The sequence below is a fragment of the Pseudomonas sp. ZL2 genome, from assembly GCF_054788455.1.
This window is the reverse complement of record NZ_JBGOGX010000010.1, coordinates 1-17,503: the sequence shown is the minus strand read 5'-3', so window position 1 is coordinate 17,503 and position 17,503 is coordinate 1. Positions and strand designations below refer to the sequence as shown.

Below are 17,503 nucleotides of genomic sequence, written 5' to 3'. Positions count from 1 at the left end.
GGGCTGCCTACGAGCAGGGGGCCTCCGAAGGGCAACTGGCGATGCTCGGCCTGAGCCGCGCCGACCTTCCCGAGGAAGAGGTAGAGGTCTGGCCGGACGCCTGGCCAGCCTTCCGCCTGTTCGAGGCAATGTCCACCCAGTGGCGGACAGGCGCGGGCGGCGCCTCGGGGCTGGACTACTCGATCATCCCGGCCACCGCCGCGATGCTCGGCATCAAACGCCGCGACCTTCCCGAAATTTTTCCTGACCTCCGTGTAATGGAGGCCGAGGCTCTGGCCGTCCTGGCTGAATCAACGGAGTAGAGCATGACCACCATTGCCGAACTGGGCATCCGGGTTGATTCCGGCGATGCCGCGCACGCCGCGACGGACCTGGACAAACTGGTTGAGGCTGGTGGTCGCGCCGAGAAGGCTGCTGCCGGTGTCGAGCAGAGTGCGAAGAAGGCTGGCCAGGCCCTTCGAGGGCAGGCTGATGACCTTGGCCAACTACTCGGCGAGATCGACCCGACAGTTAAAGCGCTGGGTCGCTTGGACGAGCTGGAAAGTCGCCTTGCCAAGCAGAAGAAGTTCCTCGACCCCGAGATCTTCAGCGAATACCAGGGCAAGATTCATCAGTCCCGAGAGGCGCTGACCCGCTTCGATGACTCGCTGACTCGAACGGGAAACACCGCCAAGCAGAACGCCGCAGCGCTCCGTGGGGTGCCAGCGCAGTTCACTGACATCTTCGTTTCTCTGCAGGGCGGCCAGGCACCGCTGACTGTGCTGCTGCAGCAGGGCGGCCAGCTCAAGGATATGTTCGGCGGTATCGCGCCGGCGGCGAAGGCCCTGGGCGGCTATGTGCTTGGCCTGGTCAACCCGTTCACCGTGGCTGCAGCTGCAGCCGGTGCGCTGGCCTTGGCCTACTACAAGGGCAGCCAGGAGGCCGACGAGTACAACAAGGCGATCATCTTCACCGGAAACGCTGCGGGCACCAGCGCCGGGCAGTTGGCAGCTATGGCTCAGCAGGTTAGTGCCACCGTCGGCACAACTGGTGCAGCAGCTGAAGTGCTGGCCAAGCTCGCCGGTAACGGCAAGATCGCCAGTGGCAGCTTCGAAACGATCTCTGAAGCCGCATTGAACATGGAAAAGGCCGCAGACCGTTCCATTGATGCGACTGTTGCCGAGTTCGCCAAGATCGCCAAAGACCCGGTCGCTGCCGCCAAGGAGCTGAACGACCAGTACAACTTCCTGACGGCATCGGTCTATTCGCAGATCGTGGCCCTGAAGGAGCAGGGCGACACCATCGGCGCGGCTAAGCTGCTGACCGATACCTACGCCGACACCATCAGAACCAGGACTGGCGAGGTCACGGAAAACCTCGGCTTGATCGAAAGTGCCTGGAAAGGGATCAAGAGTGCAGCCGCTGAGGCGCTCGACGCCACGCTGAGTGTCGGTCGGGCTCAGACCTTGGAGCAGCAGGCGGAGGTGATTCGCCAGCGGCTGCAGACTAACCAGGGGCGTGGCGGGCGCGCCGCTGCCATGGGTATCGAGACCAGGGACACCGAGAATGACCAGAAGCAGCTTGCTTTCCTCGAGATGCAGATCGAGGCCGAGCGGTATCGGACCAAGTTCGTTGCAGATCGGGTGCGGGTAGAGCGCGATGGGATCGATGCGGCTGCACGCCTCAAACAAATCAGCGATACGAATCTCACCAATGAAGAGAAACGCAACAAGCTGATCAAAGAGTACCGGCGGGATGTCGAGGCGCTGAGGAAGGCCAACCCGAACGACCCGTTGGTGCAGGCTGATGTGGTGGCCAAGACCATCCAGAACATCAAGGACAAGAACAAGGACCCGGCGGGCCGCATCACAGCGGTAAACCTTGCGGGTTTCAATGACTCCAAGAACTCGCTCGCGGCGATTCTCGCTGACTACAAAAATGCCGAGAAGGAGCTGGATGCAGCCCAGAAGGCCGGCATCATCTCCCAGGAGTCCTACGCGGCCCAGCGCGCAGCCATCATCGAGCAGCAGAAGGACGAGGTGACCAACGCCTACCAGGCGGAGATCGCGGCGCTCGAAGCTGCCAAGGGCAAGGCCGACACCTCCGCCGCCCAGCGGGTCCAGTTGGACCAGAAGATCGCCGATGCCCGGGCCAACATGGTCAAGGCGCAGAAGGACGCTGATTCGGAGCTGGCCGTGCTGGCAACGAACGAGGAGGGGCGGCTGCGCAAGCAGGCCCAGGCGGTGCAGACATACAGCAGCGCACTGGAGCAGCAGGTGAAGGCGCTGCGCTTGCAGGGGCAGCGATCTGCCGAAGGTCTCGGCCTGGGTGACCGGCAGCGTGGACTGCAGGACCAGCAAAACGGCATCACCGACCGGATCAACCAGCAGAAGCTGGACCTGGCCAACCAGTATGGCGACGGCTCCCGCGGCATGAGCCTCGACGAGTACAACCAGAAGCTGGCCGCGCTCGACAGAACCCAGCGCGACCTGCAGGAAACTGCGATCGCCAACTACAACGACATGACCGCTGCCCAGGGCAGCTGGAGCGCCGGCGCTTCGTCGGCCTTCCAGAACTACCTTGAGTCGGCCCGAGATGTCGCTGGCCAGACCAAGAGCCTGTTCACCAACACCTTCAGCTCGATGGAAGACGCAGTCGCGAACTTCGCCATATCCGGCAAGTTCTCGTTCGCCGACTTCACCAAATCGATCCTGGCGGACATGGCGCGGATTGCCACCCGGCAGGCTGCCTCAGGGTTGCTGTCGAGCATCGCCGGCAGCGCGTTGGGCGCCTGGTTCAGTGGCGGCAGCGCACCGACCTCGGCGGGCTCCACTCAGGCCGGCTATAGCCCGGAGATCATGGACAACTTCGTCTCTGGTCAACGTGCCGCCGGCGGACCGGTAGCGGCGAACTCGCTCTACCAAGTCAACGAACTGGGCCCGGAGCTACTGAACCAGGGAGGGAAGACCTACCTGATGATGGGATCCGAGGGCGGCACGATCACGCCGCTGGGGGCCGGGCCGGTATCCGCTGCGGCAGCTGGAGCGGGCGGCGGTACGGTGATCCATGTGTCGGTGAGCATTGATGGTGAGGGAAATGCCGCCTCGTCGACCGACACCGCTGGATACGAGCAGTTCGGCAGCGAGCTCGCGACGTTTGTTGAGCAGAAGTACAACCAGATGATGGCCAAGGATCTCAGGCAGGGCGGCCGTATCAACACGGCATTGAAGGGGCGCTGATGGCTATCGAGACATTCACCTGGCGGCTGCAGTCTGGCGAGCAGGGCGAGTTCACCTTTGCGGTTCGAACCAAGCGCTTTGCGGATGGATACGAACAGTCAGTAGGCGAAAGCCTGAACAACCGTTCGCAGTCCTGGCCCATCACGTACATCGGTACCAAGGAGCTGGTGAAGGCCGTAAAGGCCTTCCTTGATCGGCACCAGGGCGCGAAGGCCTTTCTGTGGACGCCTCCGCTTGGAGAACTCGGCCTGTACAAATGCGCTGGCTACCAGCTCAGCAACCGCGGCGGGCTGATCTACGCCCTGGCCGCAACATTCACGCAGACATTCCATCCTTAAGGTCAATCCATGCCCCTGATCAGAGATATCCAGAAGCTGGAGCCTGGCAACGAGGTCATCCTCTTCGAGATCGACGGCTCCGAATACGGCGCCGATGTGCTTCGATTCCACGGTCACGCCATTCCACACTCGCCGGAAGAACTGGCTGCAGCTGGGCCTGATGCCGATCAGCTACCTGCCAAGTCGATCTTCTGGCAGGGCAACGAGTATGCGGCCTGGCCAGTGCAGATCGACGGCATTGGGGCGGACAGCAATGGCTCGGTAGCGCGGCCAACGCTGTCAGCCGGCAACGTCAATGGCCGCATCACAGCCTTGTGCCTGGCGTTCGACGACCTGCTGAAGTTTCAACTGACCGTGCGCGAGACCCTGGCCCAGTACCTGGATGCCGAGAACTTCCCAGACGGTAACCCTGGAGCGGACCCGACCCAGGAGGCACTCGAGATCTGGTACATCGACCAGAAGACCGGCGAAGACGGTGAGATGGTCGTATGGGAGCTTTCTTCCCCGGGCGAGATCGACGGCTTCGGTCTGCCGGGCCGGCAGATGACCACTTTCTGTCACTGGGCCATGACCAACGGTTATCGGGGCCCTGACTGCAACTACACCGGCGCCGCGATGTTCGACGACGAGGACATTCCCACGGACGACCCATCGAAGGATCAGTGCAAGGGCTGCCTCAGCTCCTGCAAGTTGCGCTTCGGCGAAACCAACGAGCTTTCCTTCGGCGGCTTCCCGGCCGTATCCCTAATCGCACGGAGCTGACCATGCGCAAACACATCCTGGCCGCCGTGCGAGCGCACGCCGCGGCGGAATATCCGAGCGAGTGTTGCGGGCTGATCCTGGCCATCGGCCGCAAGCAGATCTACGTGCCATGCACAAACACCGCGAGCGACCCGGGCGAAGAGTTCCGGATCGCGCCCGAGGAATACGCTGCAGTGGAAGACCAGGGCGAGGTGATCGGAATCGTGCACTCGCACCCTGACGCTACCAGCAGGCCGTCACCGCGCGACCTGGCCATGTGCGAGGCCATGGCGTTGCCCTGGCACATTCTGTCCTGGCCTGAAGGGGACCTGCGCACCATCACCCCAAGCGGAAGCACGCCGCTGCTGGGCCGGCCATTCGTGCACGGCGCCTGGGACTGTTGGCAGGCCTGCGCGGACTGGTATCAACGGGAGTGGGGGCTGGAGTTCCCAGCCTACGCCCGAGAGGACGGTTGGTGGGAACAGGCCGCCGGGCCCAGCCTGTACGAGCAGGCCTATGAGGCGGCAGGCTTCTACCAGGTCGACCGGCCGCAGCGTGGCGACATGATCGTCATGGAGGTGGGGCGCACGGCGCACCCGAACCATGCCGGCATCTACCTGGGCGCAGATCCGCAGCTGCCCGACGAGCAGGTCCAGGTGTTCGGCCAAGGGCCATTCCTGCTGCACCACCTGTACGGCAGGCCATCAGAAATCATCGTGTTCGGCGGGCCTTGGCTTGCCCGGACACGCTTTGTGTTGCGTCATCGGGACGCGAAGTGAAGCGGCTAGGCCGCAGGAGAAACATGAAACAGAATTACATTCTAACCATCCGTGATCTGTTTACCATGAACAACGGCGTTCTGGCCGGCGCGGAGGCAGAGATTTCGATCATGGATGGTGAAACCGAAGTTGACCGCCTGAGGTTTTCAGGAAAGTGCCAGAGCCCTCAAGGCTACCGCAAGAGCTACTCAGGGAAGCTTGGCCTCACGGCCAAGCTGGTCTCGGGGGTTGGCCAAGTTACTTTTGAGCCGGATTGGAGTGGTACGTCGTCTCTCCGCTAATAAAGTCGTCGGAGCCTAGGCGATGGGACCCGTATCTTGTGGCATACGACTCGCCCAGAAGATCCACTTCTGCCTGGGCTACCGATTTGTTGGAGTAAACACCTACGAAGTGCCAAGGAGCACTCCGAACGACTCCCCAGCCGAGAACCCAGCCCTTATTATCGGGATCCTCAGGCAGATCCTTTTCAACCTTTACGACATTGTTACTTGTCATTTTCGCTCCTTCGAGTAACGGTTTGATGAGGCTAAACGCTACTACGGTAATGTTTCGCTCAGCCACTGGCTTTCCATCCATGCTGGATGGGTGGCCAGGCAGGGCCAACCCGCCAGCTTGATGCCCTGGAATCGCTCGTGGTAGCGTCATCTCTTTGCTTAGAGGAAGTGGGCAAGATGTCGAAGAAGCCGCAAACCACCGCAGAACTGGAAGCCTGGGATCGGTACTATGTTGCAGCGCTCAATGCTGTGGCGTCCCCTGGCTCTCTGGGAAACGCCATACCGCAGATGCTGACGTCGGCTCTTAACGAAGCAGCAGAGGTAGCCGACAAGATGTTGGAACACCGTAGGTCGCGAGATCCGAAAAAGTAATTCAAAGAGCCCAGCCCCGCGCTGGGCTTTTTGCATTTGGCTGCCCGGCCAGGTCCGCGCTACAGTCACCCATTTCGAGGGAGGGATCACATGCGACTTTTGATAGGAGTGTTGGGCGCGCTAGTTTTGACCGGGTGCTCGACGATGGATGAAAAGCGTGCAGAAGGGCCTGCACGTAGCTTCACAAGCCAAAAGGACGCAACCACGGTTGCTGAATGTACGCTGTTTGCTTGGCAGGGTCAGAAGTGGGGCGGGGCGATTCATGAGGTCTCCCTTCAGCCGCGTCAGGGTGGCGGCAAAACTGTGGTGAGTTCTGGCCAACCTGAGTTTGCTGATTTCATTCCTACTGCCACTGGTTCTGAGATCAAGGTTTACTTCATGTCTAATATCTTCGAGTCGCGGCGCGACCGGAGAGCTGAAGCAATACGAGGGTGCCTCTGAGTGCGCGTATGGGTGCATAGCGCAGAGCTCTCACTTGGTGTTTAACGAGGCCCAGCCCCGAGCTGGGCTTTTTGCATTTGGCGCCGGCCGTAACCTTGCTGTGGTAGATTGCTGGTTCGATACCGCCAACAGAAAAGGACGCCCTGTGAAAGTAAAAGACCTCATCGAAAAGCTCCATAAGCTTGACCAAGACCTGACGGTTTACGTTACCTGCGAAGATCCCGATGTGGTTGTGCCAGGCTACGTGGTTCGGCCTTTTGTCATTGATGATGTCTCGGTAGTGGAGGTCGAGTTGACCCGGGATAAGAGCAATCGGCCCGAGATTGCTGCAACAGCAGCCGGCGAAGGGCGTAAATGCGCGACCCTGGAAATCACTGCTGATTTCTGACGCCAGAGCGACAATCCAATCCTGAAGCCCAGCCCAGCGCTGGGCTTTTTGCATTTGGCTGCCCGGCCGGGTCCGCGCTAAAGTCATCCATTTCAAGGGAGGGATCACATGCGAATTCTGATTGGGGCGGTGGCGGTGGCGCTGCTGGCGGGGTGTTCAACTTCTCCAGTGTCGCCGGAGCAAGCCACGCCAGTTCCTGCTGATCGGCTTGTTTCCTTCACCACCAAGCCGAAAGAGGCTTATGGCACAGTGATTGTGACCAGGGATACAGGGTGGATGGGCGGCGGCTGCTTTGTAGCCGTGCACATCGATGGAAAGGTTGCAGCGCGTATAGACACTGGTGAGGTGGCTCGATTCTATCTGCCAGCTGGTGACCACCTGGTTGGTCTGGGTATCGATAAGCAGGGTGGCGGAATGTGCAGCTGGACGGACATGCTGAAGGAGCAGTCGGCCAGTTTGAAAGAAGGACAAGTAAAACGCTTCCGCATTGGGGGCGATTCGCAGGGCGGCCTGGACATCCGGCCAAGCTCTCTCTGATTTGAATTGACATCGCAGCCGCCTCCGGGCGGCTTTTTATTGCCTGGAGATTCGTATGGCAGCACTCGCAATTGAATACCAGCCCCTCACCACGATCCGCTTGTACGGAATCCTTAAGCAGTTTGGGAAAACTTATAGGCTGGCCGTGCACACCCCAGCAGAGGCTATCAAAGCGCTCTGCGTGCAAATTCCGGGCTTTGAGCGTTTCCTTTCGAATGCGAAGTCACGTGGGCTTGAGTTCGCTGTATTCAGGGGGAAGATGGCCATTGGTGAAAGCGAACTCGGGTATGCCGGCACGGGTGAAATCCGTATTGCCCCGATTGTTGTCGGTAGCAAGCGTGGCGGTGCTATGCAGACCATTATTGGGGCAGTCCTTGTAGTTGCTGGTGCAGCAATCAACTTTTTCTCGGGCGGCGCGCTTGCTTGGGTTGGCACACCAATGATGCAAGTAGGTGTTGCGTTGGCCATTGGCGGTGTTGTGCAGCTGCTCAGCCCGCAAGCCAAAGGCCTGAAGACCAGCGCTGCCCCTGAGAACACCCCGGGCTATGCCTTCGGCAGCGCCAAGAACACCACGGCCAGCGGCAACCCCGTACCGCTCTGCCTTGGGCGCCGGCGGTGGGGCGGCGCGATCATCAGCGCCGCGATCTATGCCGAAGACCAGATGTAACCCGCACACAGAACACCGACCGCCGCCTGGCGGTTTTTTTACGCCTGGAGGAAAGCATGGGCGCAGCACAGAAACTGGATATCGTCGGCGCCAAGGGCGGATCGGATAAGCCGAAGCAGCCTACAGAGGCGCCGGACAGCCTGCGCTCGGTCGCCGTGGCAAAAATGCTGATCGCCGTGGGCGAGGGTGAGTTCGAGGGCACGCCAACCGCCCGCGACATCTACCTGGACAGCACGCCGCTGGCCGATCCGACCGGCAACCTGAACTTCCCGAACGTGAAGTGGGAATGGCGCACCGGCTCGGTGGAGCAGGGCCATATTCCAGGCATCCCGTCCATCGAGAACGAGATCAGCGAAAGCGTCGAGTTGCGCAGCGACAACGCCTACATCCGCGCTATCGACAGATTGGACCTGTCTGCGATCCGCCTGCGCTTTGCTTGGCCAATGCTCCAGTCGATTGACGAAGGCGGCAACGTCAACGGCTACCGGATCGAGTATGCCGTGGACCTGGCCACCGACGGCGGCGCCTATCAGCAGGTGCTGCTGGAGGCTGTCGACGGCAAGACCACCAGCACCTACGAGCGCACCCGTCGCATCGACCTGCCAAAGGCCACCAGTGGCTGGCTGCTGCGCGTCCGCCGCCTGACGCCCAACCAGAACAACAACAAGATCGCCGACACGATGCAGATCGTCGGGCGCACTGAGGTGATCGACGCCAAGGTCCGCTACCCGAACACCGCGCTGCTGTACATCGAGTTCTCGGCCGAGCAGTTCCGCAACATTCCGGCGGTCACCGTGGACTGTGACGCCCGCAAATTTCAGGTACCCAGCAACTACGACCCGCGCACCAGGGCTTACACCGGGGTCTGGGACGGCACCTTCAAAGAGGCCTGGACCGACAACCCGGCCTGGCACACCTACGGCATCACAGTGAACGACCGCTTTGGCCTGGGTCGTCGCATCAAGCCCTGGCAGGTCGACAAGTGGGAGCTCTACCGGATCGCCCAGTACTGCGACCAGATGGTGCCGAACGGGAAGGGCGGCCAGGAGCCCCGCTTCATCTGCAACCTGAACCTGCAGAGCAAAGCCGACGCCTGGAGCCTTCTGCGCGACATTTCGGCGATCTACCGCGGTATGACCTACTGGGCGCAGGGGCAGGTATACAGCCTGGCCGACATGCCGCGCGACACCGACTTCGACTTCGCCTACACCCGGGCGAACGTTATCGACGGCAAGTTCACCTACTCGAGCGCCTCGGAGCGCACACGCTACAGCCGCGCCCTGATCAGCTACGACAACCCGGCGAACAGCTACGACACCGATGTCACCTCGGTGACCGACCAGAAGCTGCAGCGCCGCTACGGCGACAATGTGCTGGAGATCAGCGCGATCGGCTGCACTCGCGAATCGGAGGCCCAGCGCCGCGGTAAGTGGGCGCTGCTGACGAACTCGCGGGATCGTGGCATCACCTTCAAGGTCGGGCTCGATGGGCGCATCCCTCTGCCGGGCTATGTGATCCCGGTCGCGGACGAGCTGCTGGCGGGCCGGCCAATTGGTGGGCGTATCGCTGCTGTGTCCGGCCGCACCATCGGCTTGGACCGTGACACCCAGGCCAAGGCCGGTGACCGCTTGATCCTCAACCTGCCGGATGGCACCTGCCAGGCGCGCACCGTTCAATCGGTGAGCGGCCGGGCCGTAACCGTCACCACCGCCTACTCGGTGGCGCCCGAGCCCGAATTGGTATGGGCGCTCGACGCTGACGACCTGGCCGTGCCGCTGTACCGCGTGACCAGCGTGACCCGCCCAGAGCCTGGCGTTTTCGAGATCAGCGCGGTGCAGTACGACCCAAGTAAATTCGCACACATCGACACCGGCGCCCGCCTGGAAGAGCGGCCGATCAGCGTGATCCCGATCACCGTCGTTCCGCCACCGGCAAGCGTAACCCTGACCTCGAGCTATGCCGTGGAGCAAGGCCTCGCAGTCAGCACCATGACCATCGCCTGGCCGTCCGTTAACGGTGCCGTGGCCTATGACGTGGAGTGGCGCAAGGACAACGGCAACTGGATCAAGCTGCAGCGCACAGGCGGGACCTCGGTCGACGTGACTGGCATCTACGCCGGCGCTTACCTGGCCCGGGTGCGCGCGGTGAGTGCATTCGATATCTCGTCGACCTGGAAGAGCTCGAGCCTCACGCAACTGTCCGGTAAGGCCGGCCTGCCGCCGGCGGTGTCGTTCCTGAACACCACGCCACTGGTCTACGGCATCAAGCTGGCCTGGGGCTTCCCTGCTGGCGCCGAGGACACCCAGCGGACGGAGATCTGGTACAGCGCCACTACCTCGCGGGACGATGCGACCAAGCTGGGCGACTTCGCCTATCCGCAGGCTGAGCACGAGATGCACGGCTTGGCCGCCGGCGTGTCGTTCTTCTTCTGGGCGCGGCTGATCGATCGTACCGGCAACATCGGCCCGTGGTATCCGGAAGGCGTTGGCGTCAACGGCCAATCCAGCACCGACCAGAGTGCGTATGAGGAGTACTTCAAGGACAAGATCGGCAATGGCGCGCTGTATCCGGAGCTGCGTGAGGAGATCGAGAAGATCTCGGGCGATGGTCCGGGGTCGATCAACGAGCGCTTTGATCAGCTGCGGGAAGAGATCGACAGCATCGTCGACGCGCTCGAGTACAACCCTGAAGACGCCTACCTGGCCGGCGATAGCGTCAGGCAGGGGCAGCGCCTGTATCAGGCCAAGGTTGATGTGCCGGCTGCGCCTGGTGGGGAGAATGCCCCACCGAATGCGGCCTACTGGATTGATGTCGGCCAGGTGGTACAGGAAGCCGGAGTCACCGCAGCGCAGGTTGAGCGCAACAGAGCGAAAATCGCCATCCATGACGATGAGATCACTGCTGTGGCGGAGCGGGTGGCCGCAGTCAAAACCGCGATTGAGGACCCTGAGTCGGGGTTAGCTGCGTCGGCTTCAGGCCTGAATTCTCTGACCAGCACGGTGCAGACGATCGACGAGCGGGTGACCGCCAACACCGAGAGCTTGACTGCGGTTGTTACAGAGGTTGCAGACCCTGCAACTGGGTTGACGGCAACTGCATCGGGCCTCAGTTCACTCAAGAGCACGGTCGAGACCATCGACGACAAGGTCAATGTGGCCGCCGAGAAAGTGGACGGTGTCTATGCCCAGGTCAACCCTGACCTGGCCGGTACCGAAGAAGGCTTTGCCGGGTCACAGCAGGCCTTTGTTGGTGTCTGGTCGGAGCAATCCGCCCGGATCGAGGATGGCGTGGCCACCGGCCGGCGTATAGATGCAGTCCAGGTGCAGCAGGGTGAAACCAGTGCACTGGTCCAGCAGGTGAGCGAGGCAGTGGTTGATATCGACGGCCGCGTGTCGGCGCAAACCACAATCAAGGCGCAGACCACGCTGAACGGAAAGACCGTGATGGCCGGGCTTGCCCTGGGCAGTGACGGCGAAACCTCCGAGATCCTGGCGTTTGCTCAGCGCTTCGCCATCGTCGACGAGGCGAGCGGTCAGATGATGCTGCCCTTCGTTGTACAGAACGGCCAGGTGTTCATCAACCAGGCGATCATCAACACGGCGTTCATCAAGGAGATCGTCGCCGGCATGAGCATCCGTTCGGCTGCAGTGAACTCGCAGGGGCTGCCGCTATTGGAGATCAACTTCGCTGCCGGCACTTTCGTGCTGCGCGGTCAGGACGCCAACGGCTCGACATTGCTGAACAACGGCGGCCTGTATGTCTACGACGTAAACAACGTCGAGCGCGTAGCTGTGGGGAGGCTGGCCTGATGGATTTCTACGGCTTGAGGACCAAGGATGCAGCCGCCGTCGTTACGCTCGACACATCGATCACGCCGATTCGGTCGCTGAAGATGATGACGGTAACCGGCGACGGCAGCTTCGATCAGTACATATCGATTCCGGAGATTCAAGCGCAGTCGTTTGTCGTCGTGGACACTCTCGCGGATCAGGGGGAGTTCACCTATTCCCCTGCCGCCTGGTATTCGACGGGCACCTTGCAGCTGAGGCAGCCGCTCACCAATACCTGGCAGGTGATGATTCTTTCCCAGGGGGGCGAGCCTTTCGCCGCTCCCGGGTCATATGGCATCCGGACGACAAACAACGCCATCCGAACGCAGATCGACGCTGTGAACCGGGCATTGACCGTTCGCTTCAGCGGTAGCTTCCAGTTCGGCCAGCAGTGGTCGCCGGGCCAGCAGGCGCAGGTGATTCAGTGGGCGGACATCAACTTCCCTGCTGCTTTTACCACCTACGAAAGGCCGCTGATCTTCTTGAATGCTGTCGACTACATGATGGTCGGCAACTTCTCGGTCAAAGGCAGCCCGGGCAACTGGACCGGCTTCAGGTTGAAGGCCTGGATGAACCCGATTCACGGAGACGCCTGGCTCCAGTTCATGACGATCAAGTGGTTCTGCTCGAGCTACATGGTCGACAGCTCGCCTGCTGGGGATTACGGCATCTCCGTGAGGGACGCGAACGGTATTCGGCTCTTCGTGACCTCAGCAAACCTCACCTCCCTGAACAGTCAACCTGCAACCAGCTCGTTCGTGCAGGCCGGCCCGCCGATCTCCGGTTCTGGCAGCTACTCGCCAAGCCAGCAGATGCCCTGGACGGGGAGCTACGACGACTATGTCTTGGCGAATGCGTTGTTCTCCTGCACGAACATCGCCCAAACCGCGCAACCGATAAGGGCGAACTTCGGCGGCTTCTGGCCTGGTAACCGCGGGATGCTGCAGATGTACGCGAGCAACGGCTCGGGAATCAACCCGCTCACCGCTAACGGCCGCACCTTGTTTGCCGCGCGCCCTATGCGCCCAATTTAAAGAGACAGTAATGGCAAAACAAACAATCAATCTGGGCACGCCCCCGACGGGCGTGGGCGGTGATACGCCGCGAAGTGCATTCGGCAAGGCCCAGGCTAACTTCGACGAACTGTATGGCGTGACGGGCAACCTGAAGTCCGCAGCATTTGCAGCCATCGTCGGCACCGTTTCGCAGGCCGGCGGCGTGCCGTCTGGCGCATTGATGGAAGTCGGCAGCAATGCCAATGGCGAGTACTTCAAGTACGCCTGCGGCATGCAGATCTGCATCAAGCGGAACTTCAACATCCCCGGTTTCGTCATTGCTCCAGGTGCGATGGGGGGCTCGTCCCTCTATCCATTCCCCGCGCCATTCGTTGATGTTCCCGCGAAGTCATTCAGCGGTTACGTGTCGGATGGCGGCGGCGCGCGAACGGGGATTTCGCTCATTGATGACTCGCCCATGAATGGCGGGTCGATTGACGGCTGGCGCTTCTACATCAAGAACACCACGGCGACGAACACCCAGATCATCTACGCGTGCCACTTGATTGCCATCGGGAGGTGGTTCAATGCTAATTAAGCTTTCACCGGTTCGGGCTGATGCCGAGCTGTTCGTCTCGAAGCAAGACGAAGCCCTGACCCTCAACGGTATCGTGCTGGATTTCTCGCGGCTCGCCGACGGTGCCTCACTGCCAGCTGCAGCGATCAGCAGTGAGTGGATCATCGGTGACGTCGAGCGCGTCAACGGTAGCGTGGTAGTGATGCTTCGAATGCCGCACGGCCCAGATGCCAGCGAAGCGGCGAGATTCCCTGCGGATATCGTCAATCCACAAGACGGTGTAGTGCGCCTGCCCACTGGAATGGCCAGCGCGCCAGCCAGCACAACGCCCGGCGTGATCGACTGGAGTCAGATGGTCACCGCCGAGATGAAGGCACAGACGGCCGCCGAGCAGCACCTGGCTACCGTGGTCGCTGAGACCGCTGCCCGGCGCGCCACTGCCGACGCCGCCATTGATCCACTGCAGGACGCCGTCGACATCGAAGACGCCACCGAGGCAGAGGTGGCCGCGCTCAAGGCCTGGAAGAAATACCGCGTTGCGCTGATCCGCCTGCCGGACCAGGCCGGCTACCCGGCGACCATTGATTGGCCGGTGACACCAGCCTGACTGCCGCCACTGCACACCGACACCCGCCAGCGAGCGGGTTTATTTTTGCCTGGAGAAGCCCATGCCCCCTTTGACCGAGCAGCAGTTGCTGCAGATCCTCCCGAGCGCCCGCCCAGTCGCGGGCATTTTTTTGCCTGCACTGAACCGGGCCATGGCCCGCTACAAGATCGACAGCCCGGTGCGCGTGGCCGCGTTCCTGGCCCAGGTCGGGCATGAGTCGGGCCAACTGCGCAACCTGGTGGAGAATTTGAACTACGGCGCCGAGGCGCTGGTGCGTACCTGGCCCAGCCGGTTCACCGCAGTGACGGCAGCCGCCTGCGCGCGGCAGCCGGAGAAGATCGCCAACCTCGTGTACAGCGGGCGCATGGGCAACACTCGCCCGGGTGACGGCTGGCGGTACCGTGGGCGAGGTCTGATCCAGCTCACTGGCCGAGCGAACTATGCCGCCGCCGGTGCCGGCCTGGTCCTGCCGCTAGAAGAGAAGCCCGAGCTGCTCGAGCAGCCCGAGCACGCCGCCATGTCCGCCGCCTGGTGGTGGTCGACCCACGGCCTGAACGAACTGGCCGACGCTGGGCGCTTTCAGGATATCGGCAGCGTGATTAACACCGGCAAGCCCGGCCGGGTGCCGCACGGCGCCGCTGAGCGAAAGGCATTGTATGACCGCGCGCTGAAGGTGCTGGCGTGATCAGCGCGCGCACGATCGGCGCGGCCGTGTCGCTTGCCCTGGTGCTCGCAGCGTTCTGGGGCACCTACCAACATGGCCGCTCGACCATGGATGCAGAGTGGCAGGCGCGCTGGTCTGATCGTGACGCCGGTGATCAGCAGGCCTGGGCCTTGGCCGAAGTGGCCGCACGCGAAATGGAGCAAGCTCGGCAGCAATCGATCAACAAGGCGATTCAGGATGGACAGAAAATCATTGACCGGGCGGTGGCTGATGCTGCCGATGCTCGCGCTGATCTCAGCCTGCGGGACGAAGCAGATCGAACCGCCAGCCGCGCCGCAAGTTCGGCCGGCAGCCATTCCTGCACTGCCGCCGCAAGCGCAGCAGCTTCCCGTGTCGCCCTGGTGCTTGCCGACGTGCTCAAGCGCGCTGATGAAAGAGCGGGAGACTTGGCGGCAGATGCTGATCAAAGCCGAGGTAGAGGACTGACCTGTGAGCAGGCCTATACTGCCCTGATCAAATAGCAGGGAGCAGGGCATGAAGGACTTGGAAGAGAAGATCGCCGCTGGTGAGCCGCTGATGCAACAGGCGATGGATGCGCTTCGCCGTTACCACGAGGCTCGGGATTTCCTTGCGTCATCGGAGGAAGTGGAGCGCTTGCGGTTAGAGGCAGAGTCCCTGTTCGAGGCGGTTCATGAGTATCAACGCCGCGCTCTCGGCAGGCCTGCGCACCCTCTCCACTGACATCCTCACCATAGTTCAGTCGCCAGAGCGCTATCAGAGACCCGGGAAATGAACGATACAACCAGCGAGATCGCAATGGCGGAGCTGTTGATGGATCAAGCACTGGATGCGCTTCGCCGATATAACGAGGCCAAAGGCCACGCTTCACCTGAGGAAGTGGAGCGCCTTGGGCCTTGGGCGGTTTCGCTCATCGCGGAGGCTCAGGAGTATCAGCTACGAATGTTTGGCGGGCCGATACATCCTCTTGTTTGAGCTCGCCATGGTTAGCTGTGATGCGGCTCCGGAAGGAACGGATTGTCCCCACATACAGCATTCGAATGTTATAGGTAGCTCATGACGAATGTCACTTCAGTGTTGGCTGCCCCAGGCGTCACCCCTGGATCATCCTTGCCGCCATTGCTTGTTGGAGCAGTTCGATAGTACCTTGCGCTCAGCGGAATAGAAAAGTTACCCCCGGTAGATGAGTAGTCGTTGAACACATGGTTCTTATTCAGAGCCAAGGGTGCTTGGTTGCTATCCAATATTTGCAATGCAATGCCTTTCGCTGTCGAGCTCTGATTCAGTTCAACGATCCCTAGGCTGGCATTCCAGGCCGGCGTGGTTGGATTTGGCGCCAAGCTGTACATGACTTTATTTATTCCGCTTGGGCAGTTATTAAGTCGAATGCTGAAGGCGGTTGGCTTTGAGGAAGAGCCGCTTTCGGAAAAATCCCCAAGATCACGCTCCCCCATATCTACTTTGATGTCTGGGGTTTCGCATGATTGAGATACTAATTTGACCTCGCTTGAAATATTCATCGACATGACAGTGAGGTTGTCAATTTTCATATTTCCTATTATTCCTGCTGGGACTTTTGCGTTGCTTTTTATTTCTCCTATCTTTACAAGTCTAAATGAATTTGCGGCGTTTTTGAATTCATAGTAAGTGCCGGGTTTGATGGCGCCGGCTTCCCCTGGTCTGCTTATTCCATCAAGTATCCACTCCCAGCCAAGACCAGTATCACCTATCGGAAATGTTTTGGTTGTTGTAGGGTATGATCCCGTACTTGCTTTTACTCCCCAGCTTGTTTGAGTTGTGCACACGTATGTGTCAGTTTTAGCAATTGTTTGAGCTGGTGACTCGTAAAGCGTTGCGCCATTTGGGGTGTCCCTTGGGAATGATAGCGTGGGGCTGATTTTTATTATCACGGTTTCGGGCTTACCTGTTGCTGACACGAATTTGCAAGATGCAGTTGCGTTCGCAGTAACTCCGAGTAATATTATAAGGGTTGTAATATTTACATGTTTCATGGCGAGCTGGCTCTTAAAAAGGTTCAGGTTAATGTGATGTGACGTAATTTGATATCAGACGATTCTTAGTCGTGCTGCCAGGCCATTAGGCGCTGTCTTCGTGGCGGCAAGCGGCGATTTAAGTGTGAGATCTTATGAGAGGAGTTCTCAGCTCCACATCAGCCGTTCGATCTCGTCATTCAGCTGAGTGATCTGCTCGGCCTGGCCCTGGTTGATCACCACCAGTTTCTCAATGTTCTTTCGCGCCAGGGAAAGATCGTGCTGCAACTGCTCGTTTTCTCCCTGGAGCAGGAGAGCGCGTTGCTCGAGCATCTCCATGGGTGTGGGCATGCCCAGCGCGAAGCTGTCGTCTTCGACGATCACAGTGCGGCCTATCAGCACTGTTTGGATATACAGTTGGCGAGGTTAGCCGATTCTGACCATCACGGGGCGACGAGCAGTGGCGTTTGGTAGTCAAAGAGAGGGATTCGGTCTCTCGGTGCCTGTAGGTTGTCTATAATTTTTAGGATTCACACCGCTTCGGCATCGACTATACGACCGGGAAAGAAAGAGCATGTCCTCGGAGAATGAGTCACCACTGGGACCCGACACCCTATTTGACGACGCCGATTGCGGCCTGTTACTAGCAGCAGCAAGCGGGAGAATCGAAAGGGTCAATCTAACTTTCTGTCGCTGGGTCGGTTTCAGTCGTGAGGAGCTGCTGGGGAGGACAATTCAGAGTTTGATGACCCTAGAGTCCAAGACCTTTCACCAAGCCTACTGGGGGCCTCTCTGAACTGGCCTAATGATTTTGGACACCTTCGTCGGGCGCTATTATGGCGCCCA

At 60.4% G+C, this 17,503-nt stretch carries 21 protein-coding genes; 19 read left to right on the top strand and 2 right to left on the bottom strand.

What is annotated here, in order from left to right:
* Window positions 1-41 precede the first annotated feature (41 nt).
* The 18 genes from ABM562_RS10415 (at window position 42) to ABM562_RS10330 (ending at window position 15,641) form a co-directional block, all read left to right on the top strand.
* Window positions 42-302 carry a DUF1799 domain-containing protein gene (locus tag ABM562_RS10415; RefSeq protein WP_460421835.1) on the top strand — a complete coding sequence of 87 codons (261 nt, stop codon included), beginning with the start codon at window positions 42-44 and terminating at the stop codon, window positions 300-302.
* A 3-nt stretch (window positions 303-305) separates the two neighbouring features.
* Window positions 306-3,218 (top strand): phage tail tape measure protein, encoded by a 2,913-nt coding sequence (locus ABM562_RS10410; protein WP_460421833.1) that lies wholly within the window; start codon window positions 306-308, stop codon window positions 3,216-3,218.
* A complete protein-coding gene (locus tag ABM562_RS10405; protein ID WP_460421831.1) occupies window positions 3,218-3,556 on the top strand; it encodes a phage tail protein in 339 nt (112 codons plus the stop codon). The genes ABM562_RS10410 and ABM562_RS10405 overlap by 1 nt, the downstream gene beginning before the upstream one ends.
* 9 nt (window positions 3,557-3,565) lie before the next feature.
* Entirely contained in the window at window positions 3,566-4,318 is a 753-nt protein-coding gene (locus tag ABM562_RS10400; protein ID WP_460421830.1) for a phage minor tail protein L, read from the top strand.
* A gap of 2 nt (window positions 4,319-4,320) precedes the next feature.
* The gene (locus ABM562_RS10395) at window positions 4,321-5,076 is read left to right on the top strand and encodes a C40 family peptidase (RefSeq protein ID WP_460421828.1); all 756 of its coding nucleotides are present in this window, start codon (window positions 4,321-4,323) and stop codon (window positions 5,074-5,076) included.
* 23 nt (window positions 5,077-5,099) lie between these two features.
* Window positions 5,100-5,357: a hypothetical protein gene (locus tag ABM562_RS10390; RefSeq protein ID WP_460421826.1), complete on the top strand. Its 258-nt coding sequence runs from the start codon at window positions 5,100-5,102 to the stop codon at window positions 5,355-5,357.
* A gap of 729 nt (window positions 5,358-6,086) precedes the next feature.
* Window positions 6,087-6,383, top strand: coding sequence for a hypothetical protein (locus ABM562_RS10385; RefSeq protein ID WP_460421824.1), 297 nt, complete (start codon window positions 6,087-6,089; stop codon window positions 6,381-6,383).
* A 145-nt stretch (window positions 6,384-6,528) separates the two neighbouring features.
* On the top strand, window positions 6,529-6,771 hold the full coding sequence (locus tag ABM562_RS10380; protein WP_460421822.1) for a hypothetical protein: 243 nt from the start codon (window positions 6,529-6,531) through the stop codon (window positions 6,769-6,771).
* 108 nt (window positions 6,772-6,879) lie between these two features.
* Complete coding sequence (locus tag ABM562_RS10375) at window positions 6,880-7,308, top strand: hypothetical protein (protein ID WP_460421820.1); 429 nt, start codon at window positions 6,880-6,882, stop codon at window positions 7,306-7,308.
* 55 nt (window positions 7,309-7,363) lie between these two features.
* Window positions 7,364-7,975, top strand: coding sequence for a tail assembly protein (locus ABM562_RS10370; protein WP_460421818.1), 612 nt, complete (start codon window positions 7,364-7,366; stop codon window positions 7,973-7,975).
* Window positions 7,976-8,031: 56 nt separating this feature from the next.
* On the top strand, window positions 8,032-11,784 hold the full coding sequence (locus ABM562_RS10365; protein WP_460421816.1) for a TipJ family phage tail tip protein: 3,753 nt from the start codon (window positions 8,032-8,034) through the stop codon (window positions 11,782-11,784).
* Complete coding sequence (locus tag ABM562_RS10360; RefSeq protein WP_460421814.1) at window positions 11,784-12,839, top strand: hypothetical protein; 1,056 nt, start codon at window positions 11,784-11,786, stop codon at window positions 12,837-12,839. The genes ABM562_RS10365 and ABM562_RS10360 overlap by 1 nt, the downstream gene beginning before the upstream one ends.
* Window positions 12,840-12,849: 10 nt before the next feature.
* On the top strand, window positions 12,850-13,398 hold the full coding sequence (locus ABM562_RS10355) for a hypothetical protein (RefSeq protein ID WP_460421812.1): 549 nt from the start codon (window positions 12,850-12,852) through the stop codon (window positions 13,396-13,398).
* The gene (locus ABM562_RS10350; protein ID WP_460421810.1) at window positions 13,388-13,984 is read left to right on the top strand and encodes a tail fiber assembly protein; all 597 of its coding nucleotides are present in this window, start codon (window positions 13,388-13,390) and stop codon (window positions 13,982-13,984) included. The genes ABM562_RS10355 and ABM562_RS10350 overlap by 11 nt, the downstream gene beginning before the upstream one ends.
* 61 nt (window positions 13,985-14,045) lie before the next feature.
* Window positions 14,046-14,669: a glycoside hydrolase family 19 protein gene (locus ABM562_RS10345; protein ID WP_460421808.1), complete on the top strand. Its 624-nt coding sequence runs from the start codon at window positions 14,046-14,048 to the stop codon at window positions 14,667-14,669.
* Window positions 14,666-15,169: a DUF2514 family protein gene (locus tag ABM562_RS10340; RefSeq protein ID WP_460421806.1), complete on the top strand. Its 504-nt coding sequence runs from the start codon at window positions 14,666-14,668 to the stop codon at window positions 15,167-15,169. The genes ABM562_RS10345 and ABM562_RS10340 overlap by 4 nt, the downstream gene beginning before the upstream one ends.
* 13 nt (window positions 15,170-15,182) lie before the next feature.
* Entirely contained in the window at window positions 15,183-15,389 is a 207-nt protein-coding gene (locus ABM562_RS10335) for a hypothetical protein (protein ID WP_460421804.1), read from the top strand.
* 48 nt (window positions 15,390-15,437) lie between these two features.
* Complete coding sequence (locus ABM562_RS10330; protein ID WP_460421802.1) at window positions 15,438-15,641, top strand: hypothetical protein; 204 nt, start codon at window positions 15,438-15,440, stop codon at window positions 15,639-15,641.
* A gap of 68 nt (window positions 15,642-15,709) precedes the next feature.
* Here ABM562_RS10330 and ABM562_RS10325 read toward each other — a convergent pair whose 3' ends face one another.
* Both ABM562_RS10325 and ABM562_RS10320 read right to left on the bottom strand, forming a co-directional pair.
* Window positions 15,710-16,678, bottom strand: coding sequence for a fimbrial protein (locus ABM562_RS10325; protein WP_460421800.1), 969 nt, complete (start codon window positions 16,676-16,678; stop codon window positions 15,710-15,712).
* Window positions 16,679-16,825: 147 nt separating this feature from the next.
* A complete protein-coding gene (locus ABM562_RS10320) occupies window positions 16,826-17,041 on the bottom strand; it encodes a hypothetical protein (protein ID WP_460421798.1) in 216 nt (71 codons plus the stop codon).
* A 190-nt stretch (window positions 17,042-17,231) separates the two neighbouring features.
* Between ABM562_RS10320 and ABM562_RS10315 the strand changes: the two genes are divergently transcribed.
* Window positions 17,232-17,453: a PAS domain S-box protein gene (locus tag ABM562_RS10315; protein ID WP_460421796.1), complete on the top strand. Its 222-nt coding sequence runs from the start codon at window positions 17,232-17,234 to the stop codon at window positions 17,451-17,453.
* The last annotated feature ends 50 nt before the right edge of the window (window positions 17,454-17,503 follow it).

Coding starts and splice junctions, on each gene's coding strand:
- ABM562_RS10390 (WP_460421826.1), top strand. CDS start 5,100: ATGAAACAGAATTACATTCTAACCATCCGTGATCTGTTTACCATGAAC.
- ABM562_RS10375 (WP_460421820.1), top strand. CDS start 6,880: ATGCGAATTCTGATTGGGGCGGTGGCGGTGGCGCTGCTGGCGGGGTGT.
- ABM562_RS10355 (WP_460421812.1), top strand. CDS start 12,850: ATGGCAAAACAAACAATCAATCTGGGCACGCCCCCGACGGGCGTGGGC.
- ABM562_RS10405 (WP_460421831.1), top strand. CDS start 3,218: ATGGCTATCGAGACATTCACCTGGCGGCTGCAGTCTGGCGAGCAGGGC.
- ABM562_RS10350 (WP_460421810.1), top strand. CDS start 13,388: ATGCTAATTAAGCTTTCACCGGTTCGGGCTGATGCCGAGCTGTTCGTC.
- ABM562_RS10370 (WP_460421818.1), top strand. CDS start 7,364: ATGGCAGCACTCGCAATTGAATACCAGCCCCTCACCACGATCCGCTTG.
- ABM562_RS10335 (WP_460421804.1), top strand. CDS start 15,183: ATGAAGGACTTGGAAGAGAAGATCGCCGCTGGTGAGCCGCTGATGCAA.
- ABM562_RS10395 (WP_460421828.1), top strand. CDS start 4,321: ATGCGCAAACACATCCTGGCCGCCGTGCGAGCGCACGCCGCGGCGGAA.
- ABM562_RS10410 (WP_460421833.1), top strand. CDS start 306: ATGACCACCATTGCCGAACTGGGCATCCGGGTTGATTCCGGCGATGCC.
- ABM562_RS10415 (WP_460421835.1), top strand. CDS start 42: ATGCTCGGCCTGAGCCGCGCCGACCTTCCCGAGGAAGAGGTAGAGGTC.
- ABM562_RS10330 (WP_460421802.1), top strand. CDS start 15,438: ATGAACGATACAACCAGCGAGATCGCAATGGCGGAGCTGTTGATGGAT.
- ABM562_RS10365 (WP_460421816.1), top strand. CDS start 8,032: ATGGGCGCAGCACAGAAACTGGATATCGTCGGCGCCAAGGGCGGATCG.
- ABM562_RS10400 (WP_460421830.1), top strand. CDS start 3,566: ATGCCCCTGATCAGAGATATCCAGAAGCTGGAGCCTGGCAACGAGGTC.
- ABM562_RS10385 (WP_460421824.1), top strand. CDS start 6,087: ATGGATGAAAAGCGTGCAGAAGGGCCTGCACGTAGCTTCACAAGCCAA.
- ABM562_RS10345 (WP_460421808.1), top strand. CDS start 14,046: ATGCCCCCTTTGACCGAGCAGCAGTTGCTGCAGATCCTCCCGAGCGCC.
- ABM562_RS10315 (WP_460421796.1), top strand. CDS start 17,232: ATGTCCTCGGAGAATGAGTCACCACTGGGACCCGACACCCTATTTGAC.
- ABM562_RS10325 (WP_460421800.1), bottom strand. CDS start 16,678: ATGAAACATGTAAATATTACAACCCTTATAATATTACTCGGAGTTACT.
- ABM562_RS10360 (WP_460421814.1), top strand. CDS start 11,784: ATGGATTTCTACGGCTTGAGGACCAAGGATGCAGCCGCCGTCGTTACG.